The following is a 20155-nucleotide window of genomic DNA, read 5'->3' as shown; positions in this document are numbered from 1 at the left end:
CGTGGGGGTCGGTGCGGGGGCCGGTGCCGCGGCGGGTGCGGGCTCCGACGCGGGAGCTGCCGTCGGGGCCGGTGCGGGAGCCGGTGCGGGCGCCGGAGCCGGTGCGGGCGTCGGGGCCGGCTGTTCCTCGACGCACACCGGGAGCAGGTCGTTCTCGGCGAGGCGGTTCATCTGGGTGCGCGCGTCGTCGAGGGATCCGGAGGGCAGGCCCGCCCGCACCTGCTCGCGGGCGGCCGGCTGCAGGTCGTCGACCAGCATGACGCGGCAGTCGGCTTCCTGCGGGGACGTCAGGGTCAGGGTTCCGTCGTCGGCGAGGCAGCCGACGAGAGACTGTTCCTGCAGCGAGTAGCCGAGGATGTTGCCGGGTACGCCGCGCAGCACCGTGACGCGGCCGTCGTCGTCGCCGACGTAGTAGTAGCTGCGGATCATCGTGCGGCCCACGGCGGCACCGGCGACGAGCAGACCGAGCACCACGACCGCGACGAGCGGCCACCACATCCGGCTGCGCTTGCGCTTGGGCTCGGGCTCGTTCTGCACGACGACGCGCTTGGGCGTGGCACGCGGCGGACGCATCGCGGCGGCGCGGCCCGCGGCGGTGTTGGGCGGCGGGGTGTCCTCGTCGTCCCCGGACGCGGCGCCGGCGACGATCGGGTGGCTCTGGCCGTAATCGAGGTCGATGACGTCGGCGACGACGACGGTGACGTTGTCGGGGCCGCCGCTGCGCAGAGCGAGTTCGATGAGCCGGTCGGCGCACTCGTCCTGCGTGCCCTCGCTCATCGTGTTGGCGATGGTCTCGTCGCTGACGACATCGGACAGGCCGTCGGAGCAGATGAGGTAGCGGTCGCCGGCGCGCGCCTCGCGCACGATGAGGGTCGGTTCGACCTCGCTGCCGGTGAGGGCACGCATGATCAGCGACCGCTGCGGATGGCTGTGCGCCTGCTCGGGCGTGATGCGGCCCTCGTCGACGAGGGACTGCACGAAGGTGTCGTCGCGGGTGATCTGGGTGAGCTGGCCGTCGCGCAGCAGATAGGCGCGCGAATCGCCGATGTGGGCGAGGCCGAGCTTGCTGCCGGCGAAGAGGATGGCGGTGAGCGTGGTGCCCATGCCGTCGAGTTCGGGTTCCTCCTCGACCTGATCGGCGATGGCGGCGTTGCCTTCGCGCACGGCGGCGGCGAGCTTGCCGAGCAGGTCCCCGCCGGGTTCGTCGTCGTCGAGGTGGGCGAGCGCCGCGATCATCAGCTGCGAGGCGACCTCGCCGGCGGCGTGGCCACCCATTCCGTCGGCGAGGGCGAGCAGGCGGGCCCCCGCGTACACGGAATCTTCGTTGTTGGAACGAACCAAGCCGCGGTCGCTGCGGGCGGCGTAACGCAGTACGAGGGTCACGGGCGGAGCTCGATCACGGTCTTCCCGACCCGGACAGGTGTGCCCAGGGGTACGCGGACGGCGGTGGTGACCTTGGCGCGGTCCAGATACGTGCCGTTGGTCGAGCCCAGGTCCTCGACGTACCAGTCCGATCCCCGCGGCGACAGGCGGGCGTGCCGGGTGGACGCGTAGTCGTCGGTGAGGACGAGGGTCGAGTCGTCGGCCCGGCCGATCAGGACCGGTTGGGTACCGAGCGTGATCCGGGTGCCCGCGAGCGCGCCCTGGGTCACCACCAGGAACTTCGCGGACTTGCCACGGCCCAGCGAAGGCAGCACCGACTGGTTGCGCGGCGAGTAACGCGGGACCGGACGCGCGGCACCCGCGTAGATGTCCGACCGCAGCGTGCGCAGTATCGCCCAGATGAACAACCACAGCAGGAGCAGGAACCCCGCCCGGGTCAGCTGCAGAATCAGCCCCTGCACGGCTCGCCCTCCTTCTGCGTATCGGCCCGGTGCGGTGTCGTCCGGTGCGCTGCGGTCACCCACAATACGGACCCCGGGCGACGAGACGCATCGTCCGGCGCGTTGCCGACGCGTCGGATGGGTCTCGTGCCGGTTCCGATCGGGTCTCGGTCCCCGGCGCTCAGAGAATGCGCACCAGGATCTCCGAGTGTCCCGCCCGGATCACGTCGCCGTCGGCGAGCTGCCAGTCCTGCACGGGTGCGCCGTTGACGGTGGTGCCGTTGGTCGAACCGAGATCCGAGAGCATGGCCACCTGCCCGTCCCAGCGAATGTCGATGTGGCGCCGGGAGACACCGGTGTCCGGCAGCCGGAACTGGGCGTCCTGCCCGCGTCCGACGATGTTGCTGCCCTCCCGGAGCTGGTAGTAGCGCCCGCTGCCGTCCTCGAGCTGGAGCGTCGCGGTCAGCACCCGGCCGGCCTGCGGCGGCTGGTACGCGCCGGCGCCGTAGCCCTGATCCGCATAGCCCTGATCCGCGTAGCCCTGGTCGGGGTAGGCCTGCTGGCCGTAACCCTGCTCCGCGTAGCCCTGGTCGGGGTAGCCCTGTCCGGCGTAGCCCTGCTGGCCGTAAGCCTGGTCGGCGTAGCCCTGGTCGTAGCCGCCGGGCTGGCCGTACCCGCCCTGGTAGCGGTCGTCGCCGTAGGCCTGCTGCGCCGGGTACTGCGGGGAGTAGTCGCGCCCGTAGTCCTGGCTGTACGCCTGTCCGGAGTGGCCGCCGTAGCCCCGGTCCTCGCCGTAGCCCCGGTCCTCGTGGCTCCCGGCCCGGCCGTAGTCCTGCTGCTCGTAGCCGCCGGCGTCGTAACCGCCCTGCGGCTCGCCGCCGTAGGGCGCCTGCGCGGCAGGGTACGCCCCGCCGTTCCGCTGGCCCTGCTGGTAGCGCTGATCCTGGCCTACGTGCGCGTGACCGTTCCGCGCGTACTGCGGTTCGGCGCTCTCGGCGGGGTCACGGCTTGGGTCGTAGCCTGGATTCTGCGTCATCGAGCCAACTCCTGGGTCGGGGGTCACGGTTGAACGGTTGTGCGGTGTCCGCGAGGCCGGGGCGCGCACCGGTGAGCGCCCGACGTCGGGGTCGACCGACCCGTGCGTGCGGAACTGCCCGGTGTGCAGTGCCGCCGACGACTCGAATGCGACCTGGATCTGACCGTAGGTCTGCCACCCCTGCTCGCGGATGAAGTCCTCAAGGTGACGCGCGAACGCCTTCACCGTCAAGTCCCGATCCGCGGCGAGGGCTTCGTGATCGGATTCACTGATCGTGATCACGTACCGGTTGGGCGCCAGCATGTGGCCCCGGTCGAGCTGCTGGACGCCGTCGGTGGCCTCGCGCTGGAGCGCGGCCTCCACTTCCTGCGGAACTACACCGCCACCGAAGACGCGCGCGAACACGTCGCTGACGGCAGCCTGCAGCTTGCGCTCGAATCGCTGCGCGATACCCACGGCGACCCCCTTTCCGGTCTGCGTGTCGCAATGCAGAGCTCGCTTCTGCATGGTATCGACTTTTCGTCCGATCCGGCCCGTCGGAGGGGGCGGCCCCACCCCCACGGTCCGGTGCAGTGGCGGAAAAGGGCCCCTGTGCAGGCGAATCGTTGTTCGCCGAGAGGGTGTGTTACTGTTTTCCAGTCGCTCGGGCGAGTGGCGGAATGGCAGACGCGCTGGCTTCAGGTGCCAGTGTCCTTCGGGACGTGGGGGTTCAAGTCCCCCTTCGCCCACCATCACTTCGGGCCCCCGATCCACGCGGATCGGGGGCCCGAGTCGTTGTAGTCAGGGGCCCGAGGCGTCGGGGGCCCGAGTCGGCCGGTCGCTCGGCGCGTCCGCTCAGGAGCCGGACGCCGCGAAGCGGCTCCGCAGGTTCGCGATCATGCAGTGCAGCTCCCGCTGGGTCTCGCGCAGCCGCCGGGCCTCCGCCTCGTATCGCTGGGCGGCGGTGACGGAGCCGCTGCCGCGTTCGATCCGCGCACAGGTCTCGGCGGTCGTGAGTGCCGCGGCGACGCTGTCGTTCTCGCGGTGGAGGATGCCGAGGAACACCTGGCCCTGATGCGCGTCGGCGACGGTGTGCTCGTCGGCGGCCGCCGCGAGGTCGGCGAGGTTCGTCGGGCCTCCTCGTGCGGGCCGGGCGGTCGTGCGTGCTGCCGTGCGGGTCGTGCTCATGGCGAGCAGTCTGGCACGGACCCGCGGACTACATGCAGGATGCACGGACTGTTTTGCCCGACTCGGGACGTTTTCCCAGATGATTGAGTGTTCAATCAGTTGCCGCGTGACGGACATCTCCGCGTCACCGGGTCCGGGACAGTTCCCGGGGCTGAACAGGGCCAAACCTGATGTGACTCACTTCACGGAACTTTTATTTCCGTACCCTAACCACCCCCTGTTACCCTTTCGATACCGCTGACCGCAGCTGATTTAATCGCTGCGGTCAGTTGTTATTTATGGGGTTGTTACGTTCGCGTGCTAGGCGATCCGGCCGCTCTCAGATTCCTGTGGTGCCCCGCGGATACGCCGCCGTGACGTCCGTCAGCACGTTCACCAGATACGGCACCCCCGACGCGAAGGCCCGGTCCAGCGCCCGACCGAGCTCCCGCGGATCCGTCACCAGCTCACCGCCCGCCCCGAGCGCGGTCGCCACCAGGTCGTACCGCGTGCCCGGCGCCAGGTCGGCGGCCACGTCGTAGCCGTACAGCAGCTGCATCGGTCCCTTCTCGAGGCCCCACGCCGAATTGTTGCCCACCACGATCACCACGGGCAGCTCGTGCCGCACGAGGGTGTCGATGTCCATCAGCGACAGACCGGCGGCACCGTCGCCGAGCAGCAGCACCACCTGGCTCGACGGCCGCGCCACCCGCGCCGCGACGGCCGCGCCGAGGCCGGCGCCGAGACATCCGTACGGCCCCGGATCGAGCCACTGCCCGGGCCGCTTCGGCTCGACGAACTTGCCCGCGAACGACACGAAGTCGCCGCCGTCGCCGATGACCACGGCGTCGTCGGCCAGCCGCGGCAGCAGTTCGCCGTAGATCCGGGCCGGGTGGATCGGATCGGCCTCGGCGGCCAACAGGGCGGCGTCGCGCTCCGCGGCGGCCGTCGCCTCGTCGCGCAGTCCGGTCACCCAGACGTCCGTGTCCGGGCGCGAGGACAGCGCCGACAGGATGCCGTCGAGGCACGCCGTGAGGTCGCCGGACGCCGAGCCGGCGAGTTCGGCGTGTGCCGACACCTGACCGGGGGAGTCGGCCACGTGCACCACCCGGGCCGCGGGCGCGCCGTCGCGCCCCCCGAACCGGCCGTAGCCGAGGCGGAAGTCCAGCGGCGTGCCCACGACGATCGCCAGGTCGCAGGTCCCCACCGCGGTGCCGCGGGCCTTGGTGACGAGCAGGGGATGCCCGCCCGGGACCACGCCGCGGCCCATGCCGTTGGTGATCACCGGGATGCCGGCCTCGTCGACGAACCGCAGTGCCGCCTCCTCGGCGTGATCGGCCCACACGTCGGTGCCCAGCACCAGCAGCGGCCGCCGTGCCTCGGCGAGCAGGGCGGCGATCTCCGTCAGCGACTCGGAGTCGGGCTCGAGCCGGACCGCGGCCGGCAGCGACGGACGCGGCAGGGTGGCACGGCCGAACAGCTCGTCCATCGGCACGTCCACGAACGCCGGCCCCCGGTGCGACGTGCGGGCCGCCGTGAACGCCTCGTCGACCAGCGGGCCGACGCGATCCACGGTCGCCGCCGTCCCGGACAGCTTCGTGACGGTGGACAGCAGCGGCGGCTGGTCGAGTTCCTGCAGGCTGCCCGTGCCCCAACGGGCGTTGGGTGCGCGGCCGCCGAGCACGACCAGCGGCGACCCCGCGAAGTACGCCTGGGTGACGGCACTGACGCCGTTCGTCACGCCCGGCCCGGCGGTGAGCACGGCCAGCCCGGGATGCCGCAGGAGCTTGCCGGTGGCCTCGGCGGCGAACACCGCGGTCTGCTCGTGGCGCACGTCGATCAGCCGCATGCGTGCTTCACCCTTGACCGCGGCGTCGTACAGCGGGAACACGTGCGCGCCGGAGAGGGTGAACATCGTCTCGACACCGTGGGCGCGGGCCACCGCCGCGGCGTGGTCGCCGCCGTGCCCCTCGAGGTCCGGGCTCATGGCGCGAAGGGTACGGGCGCGTGCAGTGCCGTGGGGTGGGTTCGGGGGAACACGAGCGTGGTCGCCGGGCCGGGGGCCCGGTGCGGACGCCGGCTTCCGTTCGAAAGTTGATGCAGTACAGCAGGACAGGCGCACGGGTGGACGCGTCACGCCCCTCGCCGGGTCGCGAGGCCGACCACGGCGTCGCGCAGGCCCGTCCAGCGTTCGGCGGTGGTCACCCGGCTCGCCGCGTACGACGCCCGCACGAGGAACCGGGTGGTGCGTCGCCGGGCCCGGTCGTAGCGGCCGAGCGCCTCGGGCACGTCGAACCGGGCGAGCAGATCCGCGAGGGTGGCCGCGTCGACGATCGCCTCGCAGGCACCGCGGCCGAGGTTGGGGGTCATGGCGTGGGCGGCGTCGCCGAGCAGTGCGACGTTGCCGCGCACGTACGACGGCAGCGGCGGGGACTGGTGGATCTCGTGGTGGAGCACCGTCGCCGGATCCAGGCGGTTCAGCACGTCGCGCACGGCCGGATGCCAGTCGCCGAACCGGGCGACGAGGTCGTCGACACCGCCGGTGGTGCCGGCCGGCGCACGGACCGCGGCGAACCAGTTGATCAGGCCGCCCTCGCGGGGTGTGATCCCGAACAGTGCGCCCGCCCCCCACGTCTCGGTCGCGGTGTCCACGGTGCCGTCCACCCAGCCGCGCCACGCCGCGATGCCCGCGTGAACGGGCCGGTGCTCCGGGCCGAAGAGGGCGTCACGGGTCGGGCTGTTGATGCCGTCCGCACCGATCACGACGTCGTAGCCGGCGAGCTCGGTCAGCGGCGGAGCGGACCGGCCGAGCCGTAGCACCTCGTCGGGCAGGCCCGCGGCGAGCAGGCCCAGCAGGGCCGGCCGGGAGAGCAGCACGGCGGGCCGCCGGGTGCGAAACCGTGCGAGCTCGCGGCCGTCGGACCGCATGATCGCGCCGCGGTCCAGTGCGACGCCCAGCCGCTCGACGCCGCCGCCGAGCCCTGCCGAGGCGAGTGCGTCGAGCGCGGCCGGCCACATACCCAGGGCGGTCCCGGTGGGTGGCAGCGCAGGGGAGCGCTCGAACACCTCGACGTGCCAGCCCCGCCGGATCAGGGCATTCGCTGCGATGAGCCCGCCGATGCCCCCGCCGAGGACCGCGGCCTTGCCGCTGTTGTTCCTGGTCATGACGTCAATCTACTACGGATGTAGTGTCATGTCACTACTGTTGTAGTATCGAGATGTGACCGACAAGCGCGCTGCGGTGCTCGACGCCGCGATCGACCTGCTCGGCCGGGAAGGGTTGCGCGGGCTCACCCATCGCGGGGTGGACGGGGCCGCCGGCGTGCCGGCCGGTTCCACGTCGAACTACTTCCGCACCCGCCGGGCCCTGGTCGAGGGCGTCCTCGACCGCCTCGTCGAGCGCGACCGGGCCGACGTCGCCGTCCTCGGCGGCGGAAACCTCCCGCGCACCGAGGACGAACTCGTCGAAATGCTCGCCGGGTACGTGATGTTCGCGACAGGACCCGATGCCGTACGCACCCGCGCCCGGTTCGCGCTGTTCGTCGAGGCCACCGCCTCGCCGTCGCTGCGACGGTCCGTGCAGCGACGCCGCGACGAACTGCGGAGCATGGGCCTGGCGGTGCTCGCCGCCCTCGGAGCCTCGGATCCCGCCACCGGGGCGCGCGTGCTCACCGACCACCTCGACGGGATGATCCTGCACCGTCTGACCTCGGACGATGCGGATCTCGACCCGAGCGACGACCTCCGCCGGATGGTGTGCGCGCTGCGGTGACGAGGCGCGCCGCGCGGCCGGGCGTCAACCGCGTGTTAACGGGCGGTCACCGGCTCGTTAGGGATGGGTAGGATAGCCTTGGTTGCGTCGTCCCCCGGAGACTGACATATCGTTGTACGCAACACGGTGGACACACGACGTCCAAGCCGACCGGGAGGTCCGGCCCGAGCTGCCGAAAATTGGCACCCGCATCGTCGCGGAAGGGCGGATACTGAACGGTGATCGGTGCCGATCCACCACGTGTCGGTACTTGCTCACGCAAGTAGATGGCCATCAGCGCTGCTGGTCGTCGCTGCAATCTAACGCAACGAAGGCTAGGTATGAAGCATCTTCCCGGGCCTCAAGGGCTCTACCACCCGGCGAACGAGCACGACGCCTGTGGTGTCGCATTCGTCGTCGACATGCATGGTCGCCGCAGCCGGGACATCGTGGAGAAGGCGATCACCGCCCTGGTGAACCTCGAGCACCGCGGCGCCGCGGGCTCCGAGTCGAACACCGGCGACGGTGCCGGCATCCTCATCCAGGTCCCGGACCGCTACCTCCGTGAGGTCGTCGACTTCGACCTGCCGCCGATCGGCTTCTATGCCACCGGTATCGCCTTCCTGCCGCAGGACGACAAGGCCGCCGACGAGGCCGTCGCCGCGGTCGACGCGATCGTCGCCGAGGAGGGTCTGCAGGTCCTCGGCTGGCGCGAGGTTCCCGTCGACCCCTCCGACCTGGGAACGCTGGCCCGGCAGGCGATGCCGAGCTTCCGCCAGATCTTCGTCGCCTCGCCCGACCGGACCCTCGGTGGCCTGGAGCTCGAGCGGCGGGCCTACGTGGTCCGCAAGCGCACCGAGCACGAGCTCGGCCGCGAGGGCGCCGGCCAGGACGGCCCCGGCAGCGAGACGGTGTACTTCCCGAGCCTGTCGGCGTCGACCTTCGTCTACAAGGGCATGCTCACCACGCCGCAGCTCGAGGGCTTCTACCGCGATCTGCAGGACGAGCGCGTCGAGTCGGCGCTGGGCCTGGTGCACTCGCGCTTCTCCACCAACACCTTCCCGTCGTGGCCGCTGGCGCACCCGTTCCGCCGCGTCGCCCACAACGGCGAGATCAACACCGTCACCGGCAATGCCAACTGGATGCGCGCCCGCGAGGCGCTCATCGACTCCGACGTGTTCGGCGGCCGCGAGAAGCTCGAGAAGATCTTCCCGGTCTGCACCGAGGGCGCGTCCGACACCGCCCGCTTCGACGAAGTGCTCGAGCTCCTGCACCTCGGCGGCCGCAGCCTGCCGCACGCCGTGCTCATGATGATCCCCGAGGCGTGGGAGCGGCACGAGTCCATGGACCCGGCCCGTCGCGCGTTCTACGAGTACCACGCGGCGCTCATGGAGCCGTGGGACGGCCCGGCGTCGGTGTGCTTCACCGACGGCACCGTCGTCGGCGCGGTCCTCGACCGCAACGGCCTGCGCCCGTCGCGCGTGTGGGTCACCGACGACGGCCTCGTGATCATGGCCTCCGAGGTGGGTGTGCTCGACATCGAGCCGCAGAAGGTCGTGCGCAAGCTGCGCATGCAGCCCGGTCGCATGTTCCTCGTCGACACCTCGCAGGGCCGCATCATCGACGACGAGGAGATCAAGAGCGCCCTCGCCGCCGAGCACCCGTACCAGGAGTGGATCGACCAGGGCATCGCCCGGCTCGAGGATCTGCCCGAGAGCAAGTACACCTACATGTCGCACGAACGGGTCGTGTTGCGGCAGCAGGTGTTCGGTTACACCAACGAGGAGGTCGACCTCCTCGTCAAGCCGATGGCGGCGACCGGCATCGAGGCGCTCGGCTCGATGGGTACCGACACCCCCATCGCGGTGCTCTCCTCGCGTCCGCGGATGCTGTTCGACTACTTCTCGCAGCTGTTCGCGCAGGTGACCAATCCGCCGCTCGACGCCATCCGCGAGGAGGTCGTCACCAGCCTGGGCGGCATGCTCGGGCCCGAGGGCGACCTGCTGAACCCGACCGCCGAGTCGTGCCGGCAGATCCTCGTCTCCGCTCCGGTCATCGACAACGACGACCTGCAGAAGCTGATCCACGTCAACGACGACGGCAAGTTCCCCGGCTTCAACAGCGTCATCATCCGCGGTCTGTACCCCGTCGCCGAAGGCGGCGAGGGTCTGCGCCGCGCGCTCGAGAACATCCGCGGCGAGGTCACCGAGGCCATCGAGAAGGGCGCGCGCCTGATCGTGCTGTCGGACCGCGAGTCCGACGAGAATCTTGCGCCGATCCCGTCGCTGCTGCTCACCTCCGCGGTGCACCATCACCTCGTCCGCGAGAAGACCCGCACCAAGGTGGGGCTGCTGGTCGAGGCCGGCGACGCCCGCGAGGTGCACCACATCGCCGCGCTGTGCGGTTTCGGTGCGGCCGTGGTCAACCCGTACATGGCCTTCGAGACCATCGACGAGCTGCTGCAGAACGGCGACCTGCCCGACGGCATCACCCTCGACAAGGCCCTCGCGAACTACATCAAGGCCGCGTCGAAGGGCGTGCTCAAGGTGATGTCCAAGATGGGCATCTCCACGCTCGCCTCCTACACCGGTGCGCAGCTGTTCCAGGTGATCGGCCTCTCGCAGGAGATCGTCGACGAGTACTTCACCGGGATGCAGTCGCAGCTCGGCGGCATCGGCCTCGACGAGATCGCCCAGGACGTCGCCGCCCGGCACTCCCTCGCCTTCATGGACCGCCCGTCGGAGCACGCCCACCGCGAGCTCGAGGTCGGCGGCGAGTACCAGTGGCGCCGCGAGGGTGAGTACCACCTGTTCAACCCGGACACGGTGTTCAAGCTCCAGCACGCCACCCGCACCGGGCAGTACTCGATCTTCAAGGAGTACACCAAGCTGGTCGACGACCAGTCGGAGCGGCTCGCGTCGCTGCGTGGCCTGTTCGAGTTCCGCAACGGTGCCCGCCCGGCGGTGCCGCTCGAGGAGGTCGAGCCGGCGAGCGAGATCGTCAAGCGGTTCTCCACGGGCGCGATGAGCTACGGCTCGATCTCCGCGGAGGCGCACGAGACCCTCGCGATCGCGATGAACCGTCTCGGCGCCCGCTCGAACTCCGGTGAGGGCGGCGAGCATCCGGACCGCTTCACCCCGGACGAGAACGGCGACTGGCGTCGCTCGGCGATCAAGCAGGTCGCCTCCGGCCGGTTCGGTGTCACCGCGCACTACCTGACGAACTGCACCGACATCCAGATCAAGATGGCGCAGGGCGCCAAGCCGGGTGAGGGTGGTCAGCTGCCGCCGCACAAGGTGTACCCGTGGGTCGCCGAGGTGCGTGGTTCGACGCCGGGCGTGGGCCTGATCTCGCCGCCGCCGCACCACGACATCTACTCGATCGAGGATCTCGCGCAGCTGATCCACGACCTGAAGAACGCCAACCCGCAGGCCCGCATCCACGTGAAGCTGGTCTCCGAGATCGGTGTCGGCACCGTCGCCGCGGGCGTGTCGAAGGCCCACGCCGATGTCGTGCTGATCTCCGGTCACGACGGTGGCACCGGTGCCTCCCCGCTGACCTCGCTCAAGCACGCGGGTGCGCCGTGGGAGCTCGGCCTCGCCGAGACGCAGCAGACGCTGCTGCTCAACGGTCTGCGCGACCGCATCGTCGTGCAAGTGGACGGGCAGATGAAGACCGGCCGCGACGTGGTCATCGCCGCCCTGCTCGGCGGCGAGGAGTTCGGCTTCGCCACCGCTCCGCTGGTGGTGTCCGGCTGCATCATGATGCGCGTGTGCCATCTCGACACCTGCCCGGTGGGCGTGGCGACGCAGAACCCGGTGCTGCGTAAGCGGTTCACCGGCAAGCCGGAGTTCGTCGAGAACTTCATGCTCTACATCGCCGAGGAGGTGCGCGAGTACCTGGCCGAGTTGGGCTTCCGCTCCCTCGACGAGGCGATCGGCCGGGTCGACATGCTCGACACCACCAAGGCCGTCGACCACTACCGTGCCTCGAAGCTGGACCTGTCGCCGCTGCTGGAGCAGACCCGTTCGCCGATCTTCTGCGAGCAGGACCTGCACTGCACCAAGGAGCAGGACCACGCGCTGGACAAGGCTCTCGACAACGAGCTCATCACGCAGGCGAGGCCGGCGCTCGAGTCGGGTACGCCGGTGACGATCGAGACCAAGATCGCCAACGTCAACCGCACCGTCGGCACCATGCTCGGCCACGAGCTCACCAAGGTGTACGGCGGGGAGGGCTTGCCGGACAACACGATCGACATCACCTTCACCGGTTCGGCCGGCAACAGCTTCGGCGCGTTCGTGCCCAAGGGCATCACGCTGCGGCTGTTCGGTGACGCCAACGACTTCGTCGGCAAGGGCCTGTCCGGTGGCCGGATCATCGTCCGCCCGCCGCTGAACGCGGCGCCGGGCTTCGTCGCCGAGGACAACATCGTCGCCGGCAACGTGATCCTCTTCGGTGCCACCAGTGGCGAGGCCCTCATCCGCGGCGTGGCGGGTGAGCGGTTCGCCGTGCGTAACTCGGGTGCCACGGCCGTCGTCGAAGGCGTCGGCGACCACGGCTGCGAGTACATGACCGGTGGCAAGGTGGTCATCCTGGGCAAGACCGGACGCAACTTCGGCGCCGGCATGTCCGGTGGTGTCGCGTTCGTGTACAACCCCGATCGCGACTTCGAGGACAACCTGAACACCGAGCTGGTCGATCTCGAGGACCTCGAGGGCGAGGACTTCCTCTGGCTCAAGGGCGCCATCGAGCGTCATCGTGACGAGACGGGCTCCGAGGTTGCAGCCCGCATTCTGGCCGACTGGTCGCAGCAGGTCAGTCACTTCGCGAAGGTCATGCCTCGCGATTACAAGAAGGTACTCATGGCAATCAAGGACGCCGAGATTCGAGGCGCGAACGTGGACGAGGCGATCATGGAGGCGGCTCGTGGCTGATCCGACCGGTTTCCTCAAGCACGGCTCGCGTGAAACCCCTGTGCGCCGGCCGGTTCCGCTGCGGCTGCTCGACTGGAAGGAGGTGTACGAGCCGTTCCCGCTCGACACCCTCCAGGTCCAGGCCAGCCGCTGCATGGACTGCGGTATCCCGTTCTGCCACAACGGTTGCCCCCTCGGGAACCTGATTCCCGAGTGGAACGACCTGGCCTACAAGGGCAAGTGGCACGACGGCATCGAGCGCCTGCACGCCACCAACAACTTCCCGGAGTTCACCGGCCGGCTGTGCCCCGCACCGTGTGAGGCCTCCTGCGTCCTGGGTATCAACCAGGACCCGGTGACCATCAAGCAGGTCGAGGTCGAGCTCATCGAGAAGGCCTTCGACGAGGGCTGGGTCGCGCCGGTCATGCCGTCGAAGCTGACCGGCAAGAAGGTCGCGGTCGTCGGCTCCGGTCCGGCGGGTCTGGCTGCAGCGCAGCAGCTCACCCGCGCCGGCCATGCGGTGACCGTGTTCGAGCGCGAGGACCGCATCGGTGGTCTGCTGCGCTACGGCATCCCCGAGTTCAAGATGGAGAAGGCCGTCATCGACCGCCGCCTCACGCAGATGGAGGCCGAGGGCACCGTCTTCAAGGCGGGCGTCAACGTCGGTGTCGACATCACCGCCGACGAGCTGCGCGAGCAGTTCGACGCGGTCGTGCTCGCCGGTGGCGCCACCGCGGCCCGCGACCTGCCGATCCCCGGTCGGGAGCTCGACGGCATCCACCAGGCGATGGAGTTCCTGCCGATCGCCAACCGCGTGCAGCTCGGCGACCTGCCGGAGCCGACCATCACGGCGAAGGGCAAGAAGGTCGTCATCATCGGTGGCGGTGACACCGGTGCCGACTGCCTCGGCACCTCGCATCGTCAGGGTGCGGCCAGCGTGCACCAGTTCGAGATCATGCCGCGTCCGCCGGAGCAGCGCGCCGAGTCGACCCCGTGGCCGACCTACCCGCTGATGTTCCGCGTGTCCTCCGCGCACGAGGAGGGCGGCGAGCGCGTGTTCTCCGTCAACACCGAGCAGTTCGTCGGCAAGGACGGCAAGGTCGCCGCCCTGAAGGCGCACGAGGTGAAGATGGTGAACGGCCGTTTCGAGAAGGTCGAGGGCTCCGACTTCGAACTCGAGGCCGACCTGGTGCTGCTCGCCATGGGCTTCGTCGGCCCCGAGAAGCCGGGCCTGCTCACCGACCTCGGCGTGGACCTGAACGAGCGCGGCAACGTCGCCCGCTCGGCGGAATGGGCCACCAACGTCGACGGCGTGTTCGTCGCCGGCGACATGGGCCGTGGCCAGTCGCTCATCGTGTGGGCCATCGCGGAGGGTCGTTCCTGCGCGGCGGCGGTCGATCGGTACCTCGAGGGTGCAACGGTGCTCCCTTCGCCGATCACCACCACCACGATGCCGCAGCGCTGAGCGCTCGGTGTGACAGCGCTGAGGTAGCAGAACCCACGACGGGCGCGCCCACCGGAGATCCGGTGGGCGCGCCCTTTCCGTTTCGTCCGTTCGGGACGGTTCGCGCGTTATGGTCGTGCGCATGGGTCACCGGATCACGAGACGATCACTTGCGGCGGGCATTCTCGGGGTCGGAGCCGTGGCGACGCTGGCGGCCGCTCCCGCCGGCGCGCAGGTCCCCGGCGAGTGCGTACGCAACGTCGGCGGCGCCGTCACCGTGAACGGCACGCCGCAGGCGCCGCCGGTGGTCGGGTACGACGGCCTGCGCCTCCTCGGAGTCGATGGGGGAGCGGGGAACTCGTGCATCACGAACGTGGGACCGGGTGGCGTGTCGGTGACCGTGCCGCCGCGTCCGGCCGCCGGTGCGGCCGGTGAGTCCTCCGGCGCGCCCGTCGAGATGCGCGTGGACGGCGGTAACGGCAACGTTGCGGTCACCAACCTCGGCGTCGGCACGGTCACCGTCGATCGCGACCGCACCCTCGCCGGGCCGCCGTCGTCCGCGGAGAGGCCGGCGGCGTCCCCGCTCGCGGGCCTCACTCCGGAACTCACGCTCGACGCCGGCACCGACGGCGTCTACGTGACGAACATCGGCGCCGGCAACGTGACGATCGCGGACCACGATCCGGCCGTCGGACCGCTGCCGGCGGAGCTGCTGCCTCCCGGCGTCGTGGTCACGGATCCGTTGACCGGCAACGTCTTCGTCACCAACATCGGCGGCTCGGCGGTGACCGTCGTGGACCGTCCGGGACAGCTGCAGCGTGTGGTGGACCGCGGCACGGTGGGGACGGCGGTCGACTACGGGGCGGGGAACGTGTTCGTCACCAACATCGGCGGGGGAGTGGTAACCGTCCTGCGCGAGTAAAGATGCTCTCCCATCCCGTTCATCTTTGTGTCATATTTCTTAGGCATCATTTCGTGACGGAGTCGAGATCGGCAGGAGACCTCAGGGGGCCGTGGTGGGGTTGAGAAGTGCGTTGACGTTGGTGGCGGTCGCCGCGGCGACCGTGGTGGGGTCGGTCGCGACGGCCCCCGCGGTCCAGGCCGACCCGGCCGGATGCCCGAAGCTGCAGGTCGTCGCCGTGCCGGGCACGTGGGAAACTTCGAACACCCCCGATCCCCAGCGCGGCAACGGCATGCTCGCCGCGGTCACGTCCGGTCTTCCCGCAGGCACCCGGGTGGACTACGTGCGGTACGCCGCGACGGCGTTCCCGTGGGAGGGTGAGGTCTACGGTGCCTCGCGGCAGGAGGCCGTCGACAACGCCCGCGGCATCGTCGCCGCCACCGCGGCCGCGTGCCCGGGCACCCGGTTCGCCCTCGTCGGCTACAGCCAGGGCGCCGACGCTGCCGGCGATCTCGCCGCCGAGATCGGCACGGGCTTCGGCGTGGTCCCGCCGCATCGGCTCGCCGCGGTCGGCCTGCTCTCCGACCCCCGCCGTTCCGAGGCGGACATTCTGGTCGGCCCTCCCGTCGCGGGCAACGGCGCCGGTGGGCCCCGCATGGGCGGGTTCGGGTTCGTCAGTGGCGACGTTCGCACCTTCTGCGCCGTGGGCGACCTGTACTGCTCGACGCCCAAGGACGATTTCGTCACCCGCGCCGCCGGATTCCTCGCGATGGCCTCCGGCGGTGACCCGTCGGCCGTCGACCGGTACCGCGCCGAGGCCGACGCCATCTACCTGGACCTGATGAACGCGGGCGGTCTGCCCATCCTGCAGTCCCAGCTCACCGAGCAGGCCAACGACGAACGCGAGATCAAGCTCCGGCAGTTCTACGAGTCGCAGATCCACCAGGACTACTCCAACTACGCGGTCGACGGGAACGGCACCTCGGCCACCACGTGGCTGCGGAACTGGCTGGCGTCCAAGGTCTGACGGACCGTCAGGTCCGCGAGCCGCGTCGTGCGCGCACGGTGACGCCGCGAGCCGCGAGCAGGCCCCCGCCTGGAGCGCCGCTACGCGGTCGATCGGATCCTCGTTCCCGGTGTTCGTCGGCCGGCGCCTTCAGCAGCCGGTCCAGCTCGTTCCCGGCCTCGTCGTACCCGGCGTCGGAGATCCGTTGCAGTTCGCGCAGGTCGCCGGCCGCGGCCGCGCGCCGACGATCCCCGCATCGACGACCTCGCCCGCCGGATCACCGGGGCGACCCGGAAACGCTACGGCCGCGTAACGACAGGACAAACGTCGCCGGATGCGGCACTCGTGGAAAGAGCTGCCGCACAAGCCTATTTGTGTTCTCGGTGGTTCCTCGGTGCCAGGATGGGTGTGGCTCGCAGAAGTACACGGGTATGCCGGTGTCGGCGGTGAATTCGTGGTGCTGGGCGGAGATGTCCGAGAGATCGCTATAGGCTCGCACCTGGCTTTCCGAAACCAGTGGTACGTCTCCAGCTACGAGAGGACCCTGATGGGCTACATCGCCGTCGGCACCGAGAACTCCACCCCGATCGAGCTCTACTACGAGGACCACGGTTCCGGGCAACCGGTGGTACTCATCCACGGCTATCCGCTGAGCGGCACGTCGTGGGAGAAGCAGACCGCCGCATTGCTCGAGGCCGGCTACCGCGTCATCACCTACGACCGCCGGGGCTTCGGACGCTCGAGCAAGCCGACGATCGGTTACGACTACGACACCTTCGCCGCGGACCTGCACACCGTCCTGTCCACCCTCGATCTGCGGGACGTGGTTCTCATCGGTTTCTCCATGGGCACCGGTGAGGTCGGCCGCTACCTCGGGACTCACGGCTCGCAGCGGGTCGCGAAGGCGGCCTTCCTCGGCTCCCTCGAACCGTTCCTGCTGCGCACCGACGACAATCCGACCGGTGTACCCCGGGAGGTCTTCGACGGTCTGCTCGCCGCGGTCCAGGCGGATCGGTACGCCTTCTTCACGGACTTCTTCCGGAACTTCTTCAACACCGACGACTACCTCGGCACCCGGCTGAGCGAGGAGGCTCTGCGAGCCAGCTGGCAGGTGGCCGCGGGGGCCTCACCGTACGCGTCGGTCGCCGCCCAACCCACCTGGCTCACCGACTTTCGCGAGGACATCCCGAAGATCGACGTGCCGGCACTGATCGTCCACGGCACCGCCGACAACATCCTGCCCATCGACGCCACCGCTCGGGAGTTCGCCAAGCGGCTGCCCGCCGCCGACTACGTCGAGATCGAAGGCGCCCCGCACGGGCTGCTGTGGACGCACGGCGTTCATCGGTCCAGTTCGAAGCGCGCGCCGAATCGCATCGCCGGCGGGGCGATCCGGCTGACCCACTGCCGGGTCTTCGCGTCCGGCGTCACGGTGACCAGGGCCCGGTTGTGCCGCACCGCGGCGACGATCGCCTCGCCGACCTTCTGCGGTGGGTAGCTTCGCGTGCGGTACAGCGCCGTGACCCGCTCGCGGAGCTTGCGCTGTTCCCGGACGCCGAGGCCCACCATCTCGGCGCTGGGAACCAGGTTCGTGCCCACCAGCCCCGGACAGATCGCGCTCACACCGATCCCGTGGACCATCAGTTCCGCCCGCAGGCAGTCCGTGAACATCAGTACCGCGGCCTTGCTCGTCGAGTAGGCGACGAGGCTCTTCTGCGGGGTGAACGCGGCCGCCGACGCGACGTTCACGATGTGCCCGCCGGTGCCGCGCTCGAGCATCTGGTCCCCGAACGCCCGGCACCCGTACACCACACCCCAGAAGTTGACGTCCATGACGTGCTCGAACGTTTCCTGCGGGGTGCCGGTGAAGGTGCCGATCACGGCGATGCCGGCGTTGTTGACGAGCACGTCCGGCACGCCGTGCTGGGAGCGGACCGTGGCGGCGAACCGCCGCACCTGCTCCTCGTCGGCGACGTCGAGTTCGTACGCGTGCGCGCCGCCGCCGAACACCGCTCGGGAGCCGCCGGCCTGGGGGTCGGGCGTGTTGAGCATCTCGGCGGTCTCGCGGGCGGTGTCGAGGTTGCGGTCGGCGACCACGACGATCGCGCCCACGTCGGAGAACGCCCGGGCCGTCGCGCGGCCGATACCGCTGCCCGCCCCGGTGACCACGGCGAGCGTCCCGGTCAGGTCGTGCAGGCGCTGATGTACCACTGTCCCTGCGCGCCATCGGCGCATCTCCGTGATCCGTGATCCCATGGGCTACATCTTCCTCGCCCGGGCCGCTCGTGCACGGCAACCGCGCGCGGTACCGTCGAGAGATGACGGAACTGCGCGTGGTGGCGACCATTTCGGCGAAGCCCGGGTCGGAGGATGCGGTGCGCGGCGCGCTGGTGGCGCTGGCCGCCGCGAGCCGCGACGAGGACGGCTGCGTCTCGTACGAGTTGTTCGAATCCGCCTCGGCGCCCGGCACCTTCGTCACGGTCGAGGTCTGGACGGGTCAGGAGGCGCTCGATGCGCACATGACCTCCCGGCACGTCACGTCCGCCCTGGCGACCGTGGGCGAGCACCTCGCGGCCGCGCCGGTGATCCATCCGCTCACGGCCGTGGCGTAGCCGGCTCGACCGGTCCGGCGTGACGATGCTCCCGAGCGGCTGAGAGTCCGGACGGCGCGCGCCCGATCTCACCCGTCCTCGACGTCGGTGGACGGGCCCTCCTCGGTGGCGCCGCCTTCCCCGGACCACTCGGCGGGATCGGACAGGACGTCGTCGTCGGCGCCCGGGGCTCCGCTGTCGGTGTCGGTGGTTGCGGGGTCACCGTCGCCGTCGGGTCTGGCCATGTCGCCTCCTGTGGATCGTGTCGGGCCGGGCCGGTCGGGCCGGGCTCGTATGCGCACGGGGTACCCGTTCGGCACGGGAGTACGCGCGGCGGTGCCGCATCGGAACGCAGCCGATGCGGCACCGGGCCGATTCGCGGCCGGGGTTCTACAGGGAGTGCTTGCCCTCCGGGGCAGGCGGGACGATCGGCGCGCCCGCGGGCGGGGGAGTCACGGCGGGCCCGCCCCCGGCGGCGTCGGGCGCCATGTTGCCGCCACCCGAGATGTGGGCCTTCTCGGCCGCCTTCTTCGCCAGGTCGCCGGCCTTCTCCTGCACCTGTGGCGCCTTCTCCTGCACGGTCTCCCTCGCTTCGGTGACCTTCTGCTGCACGGCCGGCTTGTTCCACAGCTGCGTGGACTGGTCCCGCATCTTCTCGTAGGTGTCGCGCCCGGCCCTGGTGCCCAGCACGAAGCCCACGGCGGCGCCGGCGGCGAAGGTCAGAGCTCTCATCATGGCAATCTCCTACTCGTCGAATCTCGGTCGTGAGGCCCGGCATCGTCGACGCCGGCCAGCGGTCGCCCCGACGGATCCTCACCGCCCGGTCGGCTGCGCCCTCGCGGAGCCCGCCTCGTCGCGGCTCCGCCCACCTCGTACCGATACCCGGATCCGGTCCGCTTCACACCGGTTGCGACGAACTACCGGCATCCGGCCGGATCAGACGCGGAGCATGTCGCGCACATGCCCGGTCTCGTTGACCGATGCGGCCCGCCGGGCACCGCTACGGGAGACGAGGATGCGGGTCACCGACGTGTACTCGATGGGGAACATCAGCGGCCGGTCGAGCCCGAGCAGATCCTGGAGCAGAACGTTGATGACACCCCCGTGGGCGAACACGGCGACGGTGTCTCCGTGGTCGCAGGTGTCGACGATGTGCTGCGTGGCGGCGAGAACGCGGGTGCGGAATTCTTCCGCATCCACAAAATCGGGCAGCTGACCGGCGCGGATGCGCGCCACGGCATCCGGCGCGAGTTCCTGCGCGACGTGGAACGGGATGTAGTGGTCGAGGTGGTAGTCGTACTCCGCCAGGCCCTCGAGCTGCATGATCGGTAGCCCCCGGATCTCGGCGAGCGGCGCCGCGGTCTCGAGGGCGCGGCGCTGCGGACTGCTGAACAGCCGCGCGATGCGGTAGGGCTCGAGCGCGGTGGGCAGCCGCGCGGCCTGTGCGTGCCCCTCGTCGGTCAGCGACGGGTCGGCGCGTCCCTCGCTGACCCGGGCGAGCTCGGGAAGGGCGTGGCGAATCAGGAGAAGCTGCACGTCAC

Annotated in this window: 16 protein-coding genes, 1 tRNA gene and 1 pseudogene; 8 read left to right on the top strand and 10 right to left on the bottom strand. The window is 70.3% G+C overall.

Annotation, left to right across the window (positions count from 1 at the left end; genetic code table 11):
- From G6038_RS19735 to G6038_RS19725, 3 genes are all read right to left on the bottom strand, one after another.
- Positions 1 to 1383 (bottom strand): protein phosphatase 2C domain-containing protein (locus G6038_RS19735; protein WP_165039477.1); only part of this gene is annotated, 1383 nt, incomplete at its 3' end.
- A complete protein-coding gene (locus tag G6038_RS19730; protein ID WP_006942182.1) occupies positions 1380 to 1844 on the bottom strand; it encodes an FHA domain-containing protein in 465 nt (154 codons plus the stop codon). The genes G6038_RS19730 and G6038_RS19735, both read right to left, overlap by 4 nt.
- Positions 1845 to 2004: 160 nt before the next feature.
- The gene (locus tag G6038_RS19725) at positions 2005 to 3366 is read right to left on the bottom strand and encodes a DUF3662 and FHA domain-containing protein (RefSeq protein ID WP_165039476.1); all 1362 of its coding nucleotides are present in this window, start codon (positions 3364 to 3366) and stop codon (positions 2005 to 2007) included.
- 138 nt (positions 3367 to 3504) lie between these two features.
- Here G6038_RS19725 and G6038_RS19720 point away from each other — a divergent pair.
- Positions 3505 to 3590 (top strand) — tRNA-Leu (locus tag G6038_RS19720).
- A 103-nt stretch (positions 3591 to 3693) separates the two neighbouring features.
- Here the strand turns inward: G6038_RS19720 and G6038_RS19715 are convergent.
- The 3 genes from G6038_RS19715 to G6038_RS19705 all read right to left on the bottom strand — a co-directional run bounded on the left by G6038_RS19715 (position 3694) and on the right by G6038_RS19705 (position 7170).
- Entirely contained in the window at positions 3694 to 4026 is a 333-nt protein-coding gene (locus G6038_RS19715; protein WP_165039475.1) for a hypothetical protein, read from the bottom strand.
- Positions 4027 to 4345: 319 nt separating this feature from the next.
- Complete coding sequence (locus tag G6038_RS19710) at positions 4346 to 5992, bottom strand: acetolactate synthase (protein ID WP_165039474.1); 1647 nt, start codon at positions 5990 to 5992, stop codon at positions 4346 to 4348.
- Positions 5993 to 6138: 146 nt separating this feature from the next.
- The gene (locus G6038_RS19705; protein ID WP_165039473.1) at positions 6139 to 7170 is read right to left on the bottom strand and encodes an FAD-dependent monooxygenase; all 1032 of its coding nucleotides are present in this window, start codon (positions 7168 to 7170) and stop codon (positions 6139 to 6141) included.
- A 55-nt stretch (positions 7171 to 7225) separates the two neighbouring features.
- Between G6038_RS19705 and G6038_RS19700 the strand changes: the two genes are divergently transcribed.
- From G6038_RS19700 to G6038_RS19675, 6 genes and pseudogenes are all read left to right on the top strand, one after another.
- Positions 7226 to 7777 carry a TetR/AcrR family transcriptional regulator gene (locus G6038_RS19700; protein ID WP_165039472.1) on the top strand — a complete coding sequence of 184 codons (552 nt, stop codon included), beginning with the start codon at positions 7226 to 7228 and terminating at the stop codon, positions 7775 to 7777.
- 320 nt (positions 7778 to 8097) lie between these two features.
- The gene (gltB, locus tag G6038_RS19695) at positions 8098 to 12693 is read left to right on the top strand and encodes a glutamate synthase large subunit (RefSeq protein WP_165039471.1); all 4596 of its coding nucleotides are present in this window, start codon (positions 8098 to 8100) and stop codon (positions 12691 to 12693) included.
- On the top strand, positions 12686 to 14137 hold the full coding sequence (locus G6038_RS19690) for a glutamate synthase subunit beta (RefSeq protein ID WP_165039470.1): 1452 nt from the start codon (positions 12686 to 12688) through the stop codon (positions 14135 to 14137). Before gltB ends, G6038_RS19690 begins: the two co-directional genes overlap by 8 nt.
- A gap of 121 nt (positions 14138 to 14258) precedes the next feature.
- The gene (locus G6038_RS19685; protein ID WP_240918596.1) at positions 14259 to 15038 is read left to right on the top strand and encodes a PE-PGRS family protein; all 780 of its coding nucleotides are present in this window, start codon (positions 14259 to 14261) and stop codon (positions 15036 to 15038) included.
- A 91-nt stretch (positions 15039 to 15129) separates the two neighbouring features.
- Positions 15130 to 16044 carry a cutinase family protein gene (locus tag G6038_RS19680; protein ID WP_165039468.1) on the top strand — a complete coding sequence of 305 codons (915 nt, stop codon included), beginning with the start codon at positions 15130 to 15132 and terminating at the stop codon, positions 16042 to 16044.
- Between the two features lie 526 nt (positions 16045 to 16570).
- Positions 16571 to 17359: pseudogene (locus G6038_RS19675) on the top strand (alpha/beta hydrolase); the annotation flags it as partial.
- A 5-nt stretch (positions 17360 to 17364) separates the two neighbouring features.
- On the opposite strand, the gene G6038_RS19670 reads toward G6038_RS19675, so the two are convergent.
- Entirely contained in the window at positions 17365 to 18279 is a 915-nt protein-coding gene (locus tag G6038_RS19670; RefSeq protein ID WP_165039467.1) for an SDR family NAD(P)-dependent oxidoreductase, read from the bottom strand.
- Between the two features lie 62 nt (positions 18280 to 18341).
- On the opposite strand from G6038_RS19670, the gene G6038_RS19665 reads away from it, so the two are divergent.
- Positions 18342 to 18635, top strand: a complete 294-nt coding sequence (locus G6038_RS19665) for a putative quinol monooxygenase (RefSeq protein WP_165039466.1) — start codon at positions 18342 to 18344, stop codon at positions 18633 to 18635.
- Between the two features lie 68 nt (positions 18636 to 18703).
- Here the strand turns inward: G6038_RS19665 and G6038_RS19660 are convergent, their stop codons facing one another.
- The 3 genes from G6038_RS19660 to G6038_RS19650 all read right to left on the bottom strand — a co-directional run bounded on the left by G6038_RS19660 (position 18704) and on the right by G6038_RS19650 (position 20150).
- Positions 18704 to 18859 carry a hypothetical protein gene (locus G6038_RS19660; RefSeq protein ID WP_165039465.1) on the bottom strand — a complete coding sequence of 52 codons (156 nt, stop codon included), beginning with the start codon at positions 18857 to 18859 and terminating at the stop codon, positions 18704 to 18706.
- 145 nt (positions 18860 to 19004) lie between these two features.
- On the bottom strand, positions 19005 to 19349 hold the full coding sequence (locus tag G6038_RS19655; RefSeq protein WP_165039464.1) for a YtxH domain-containing protein: 345 nt from the start codon (positions 19347 to 19349) through the stop codon (positions 19005 to 19007).
- Positions 19350 to 19550: 201 nt separating this feature from the next.
- Entirely contained in the window at positions 19551 to 20150 is a 600-nt protein-coding gene (locus G6038_RS19650; RefSeq protein ID WP_165039463.1) for a histidine phosphatase family protein, read from the bottom strand.
- Positions 20151 to 20155 lie beyond the last annotated feature (5 nt).

The sequence above is a fragment of the Rhodococcus sp. 14C212 genome (assembly GCF_011058195.1).
Lineage (GTDB): Bacteria > Actinomycetota > Actinomycetes > Mycobacteriales > Mycobacteriaceae > Rhodococcus > Rhodococcus aetherivorans.
This window is presented reverse-complemented; position numbering and strand designations above follow the sequence as displayed.

Excerpts from the sequence above, each read along its gene's own strand:
- G6038_RS19710 (WP_165039474.1), bottom strand. The coding sequence starts at position 5,992 with ATGAGCCCGGACCTCGAGGGGCACGGCGGCGACCACGCCGCGGCGGTG.
- G6038_RS19685 (WP_240918596.1), top strand. The coding sequence starts at position 14,259 with ATGGGTCACCGGATCACGAGACGATCACTTGCGGCGGGCATTCTCGGG.
- G6038_RS19670 (WP_165039467.1), bottom strand. The coding sequence starts at position 18,279 with ATGGGATCACGGATCACGGAGATGCGCCGATGGCGCGCAGGGACAGTG.
- gltB (WP_165039471.1), top strand. The coding sequence starts at position 8,098 with ATGAAGCATCTTCCCGGGCCTCAAGGGCTCTACCACCCGGCGAACGAG.
- G6038_RS19665 (WP_165039466.1), top strand. The coding sequence starts at position 18,342 with ATGACGGAACTGCGCGTGGTGGCGACCATTTCGGCGAAGCCCGGGTCG.
- G6038_RS19705 (WP_165039473.1), bottom strand. The coding sequence starts at position 7,170 with ATGACCAGGAACAACAGCGGCAAGGCCGCGGTCCTCGGCGGGGGCATC.
- G6038_RS19660 (WP_165039465.1), bottom strand. The coding sequence starts at position 18,859 with ATGGCCAGACCCGACGGCGACGGTGACCCCGCAACCACCGACACCGAC.
- G6038_RS19715 (WP_165039475.1), bottom strand. The coding sequence starts at position 4,026 with ATGAGCACGACCCGCACGGCAGCACGCACGACCGCCCGGCCCGCACGA.
- G6038_RS19655 (WP_165039464.1), bottom strand. The coding sequence starts at position 19,349 with ATGATGAGAGCTCTGACCTTCGCCGCCGGCGCCGCCGTGGGCTTCGTG.
- G6038_RS19725 (WP_165039476.1), bottom strand. The coding sequence starts at position 3,366 with ATGCAGAAGCGAGCTCTGCATTGCGACACGCAGACCGGAAAGGGGGTC.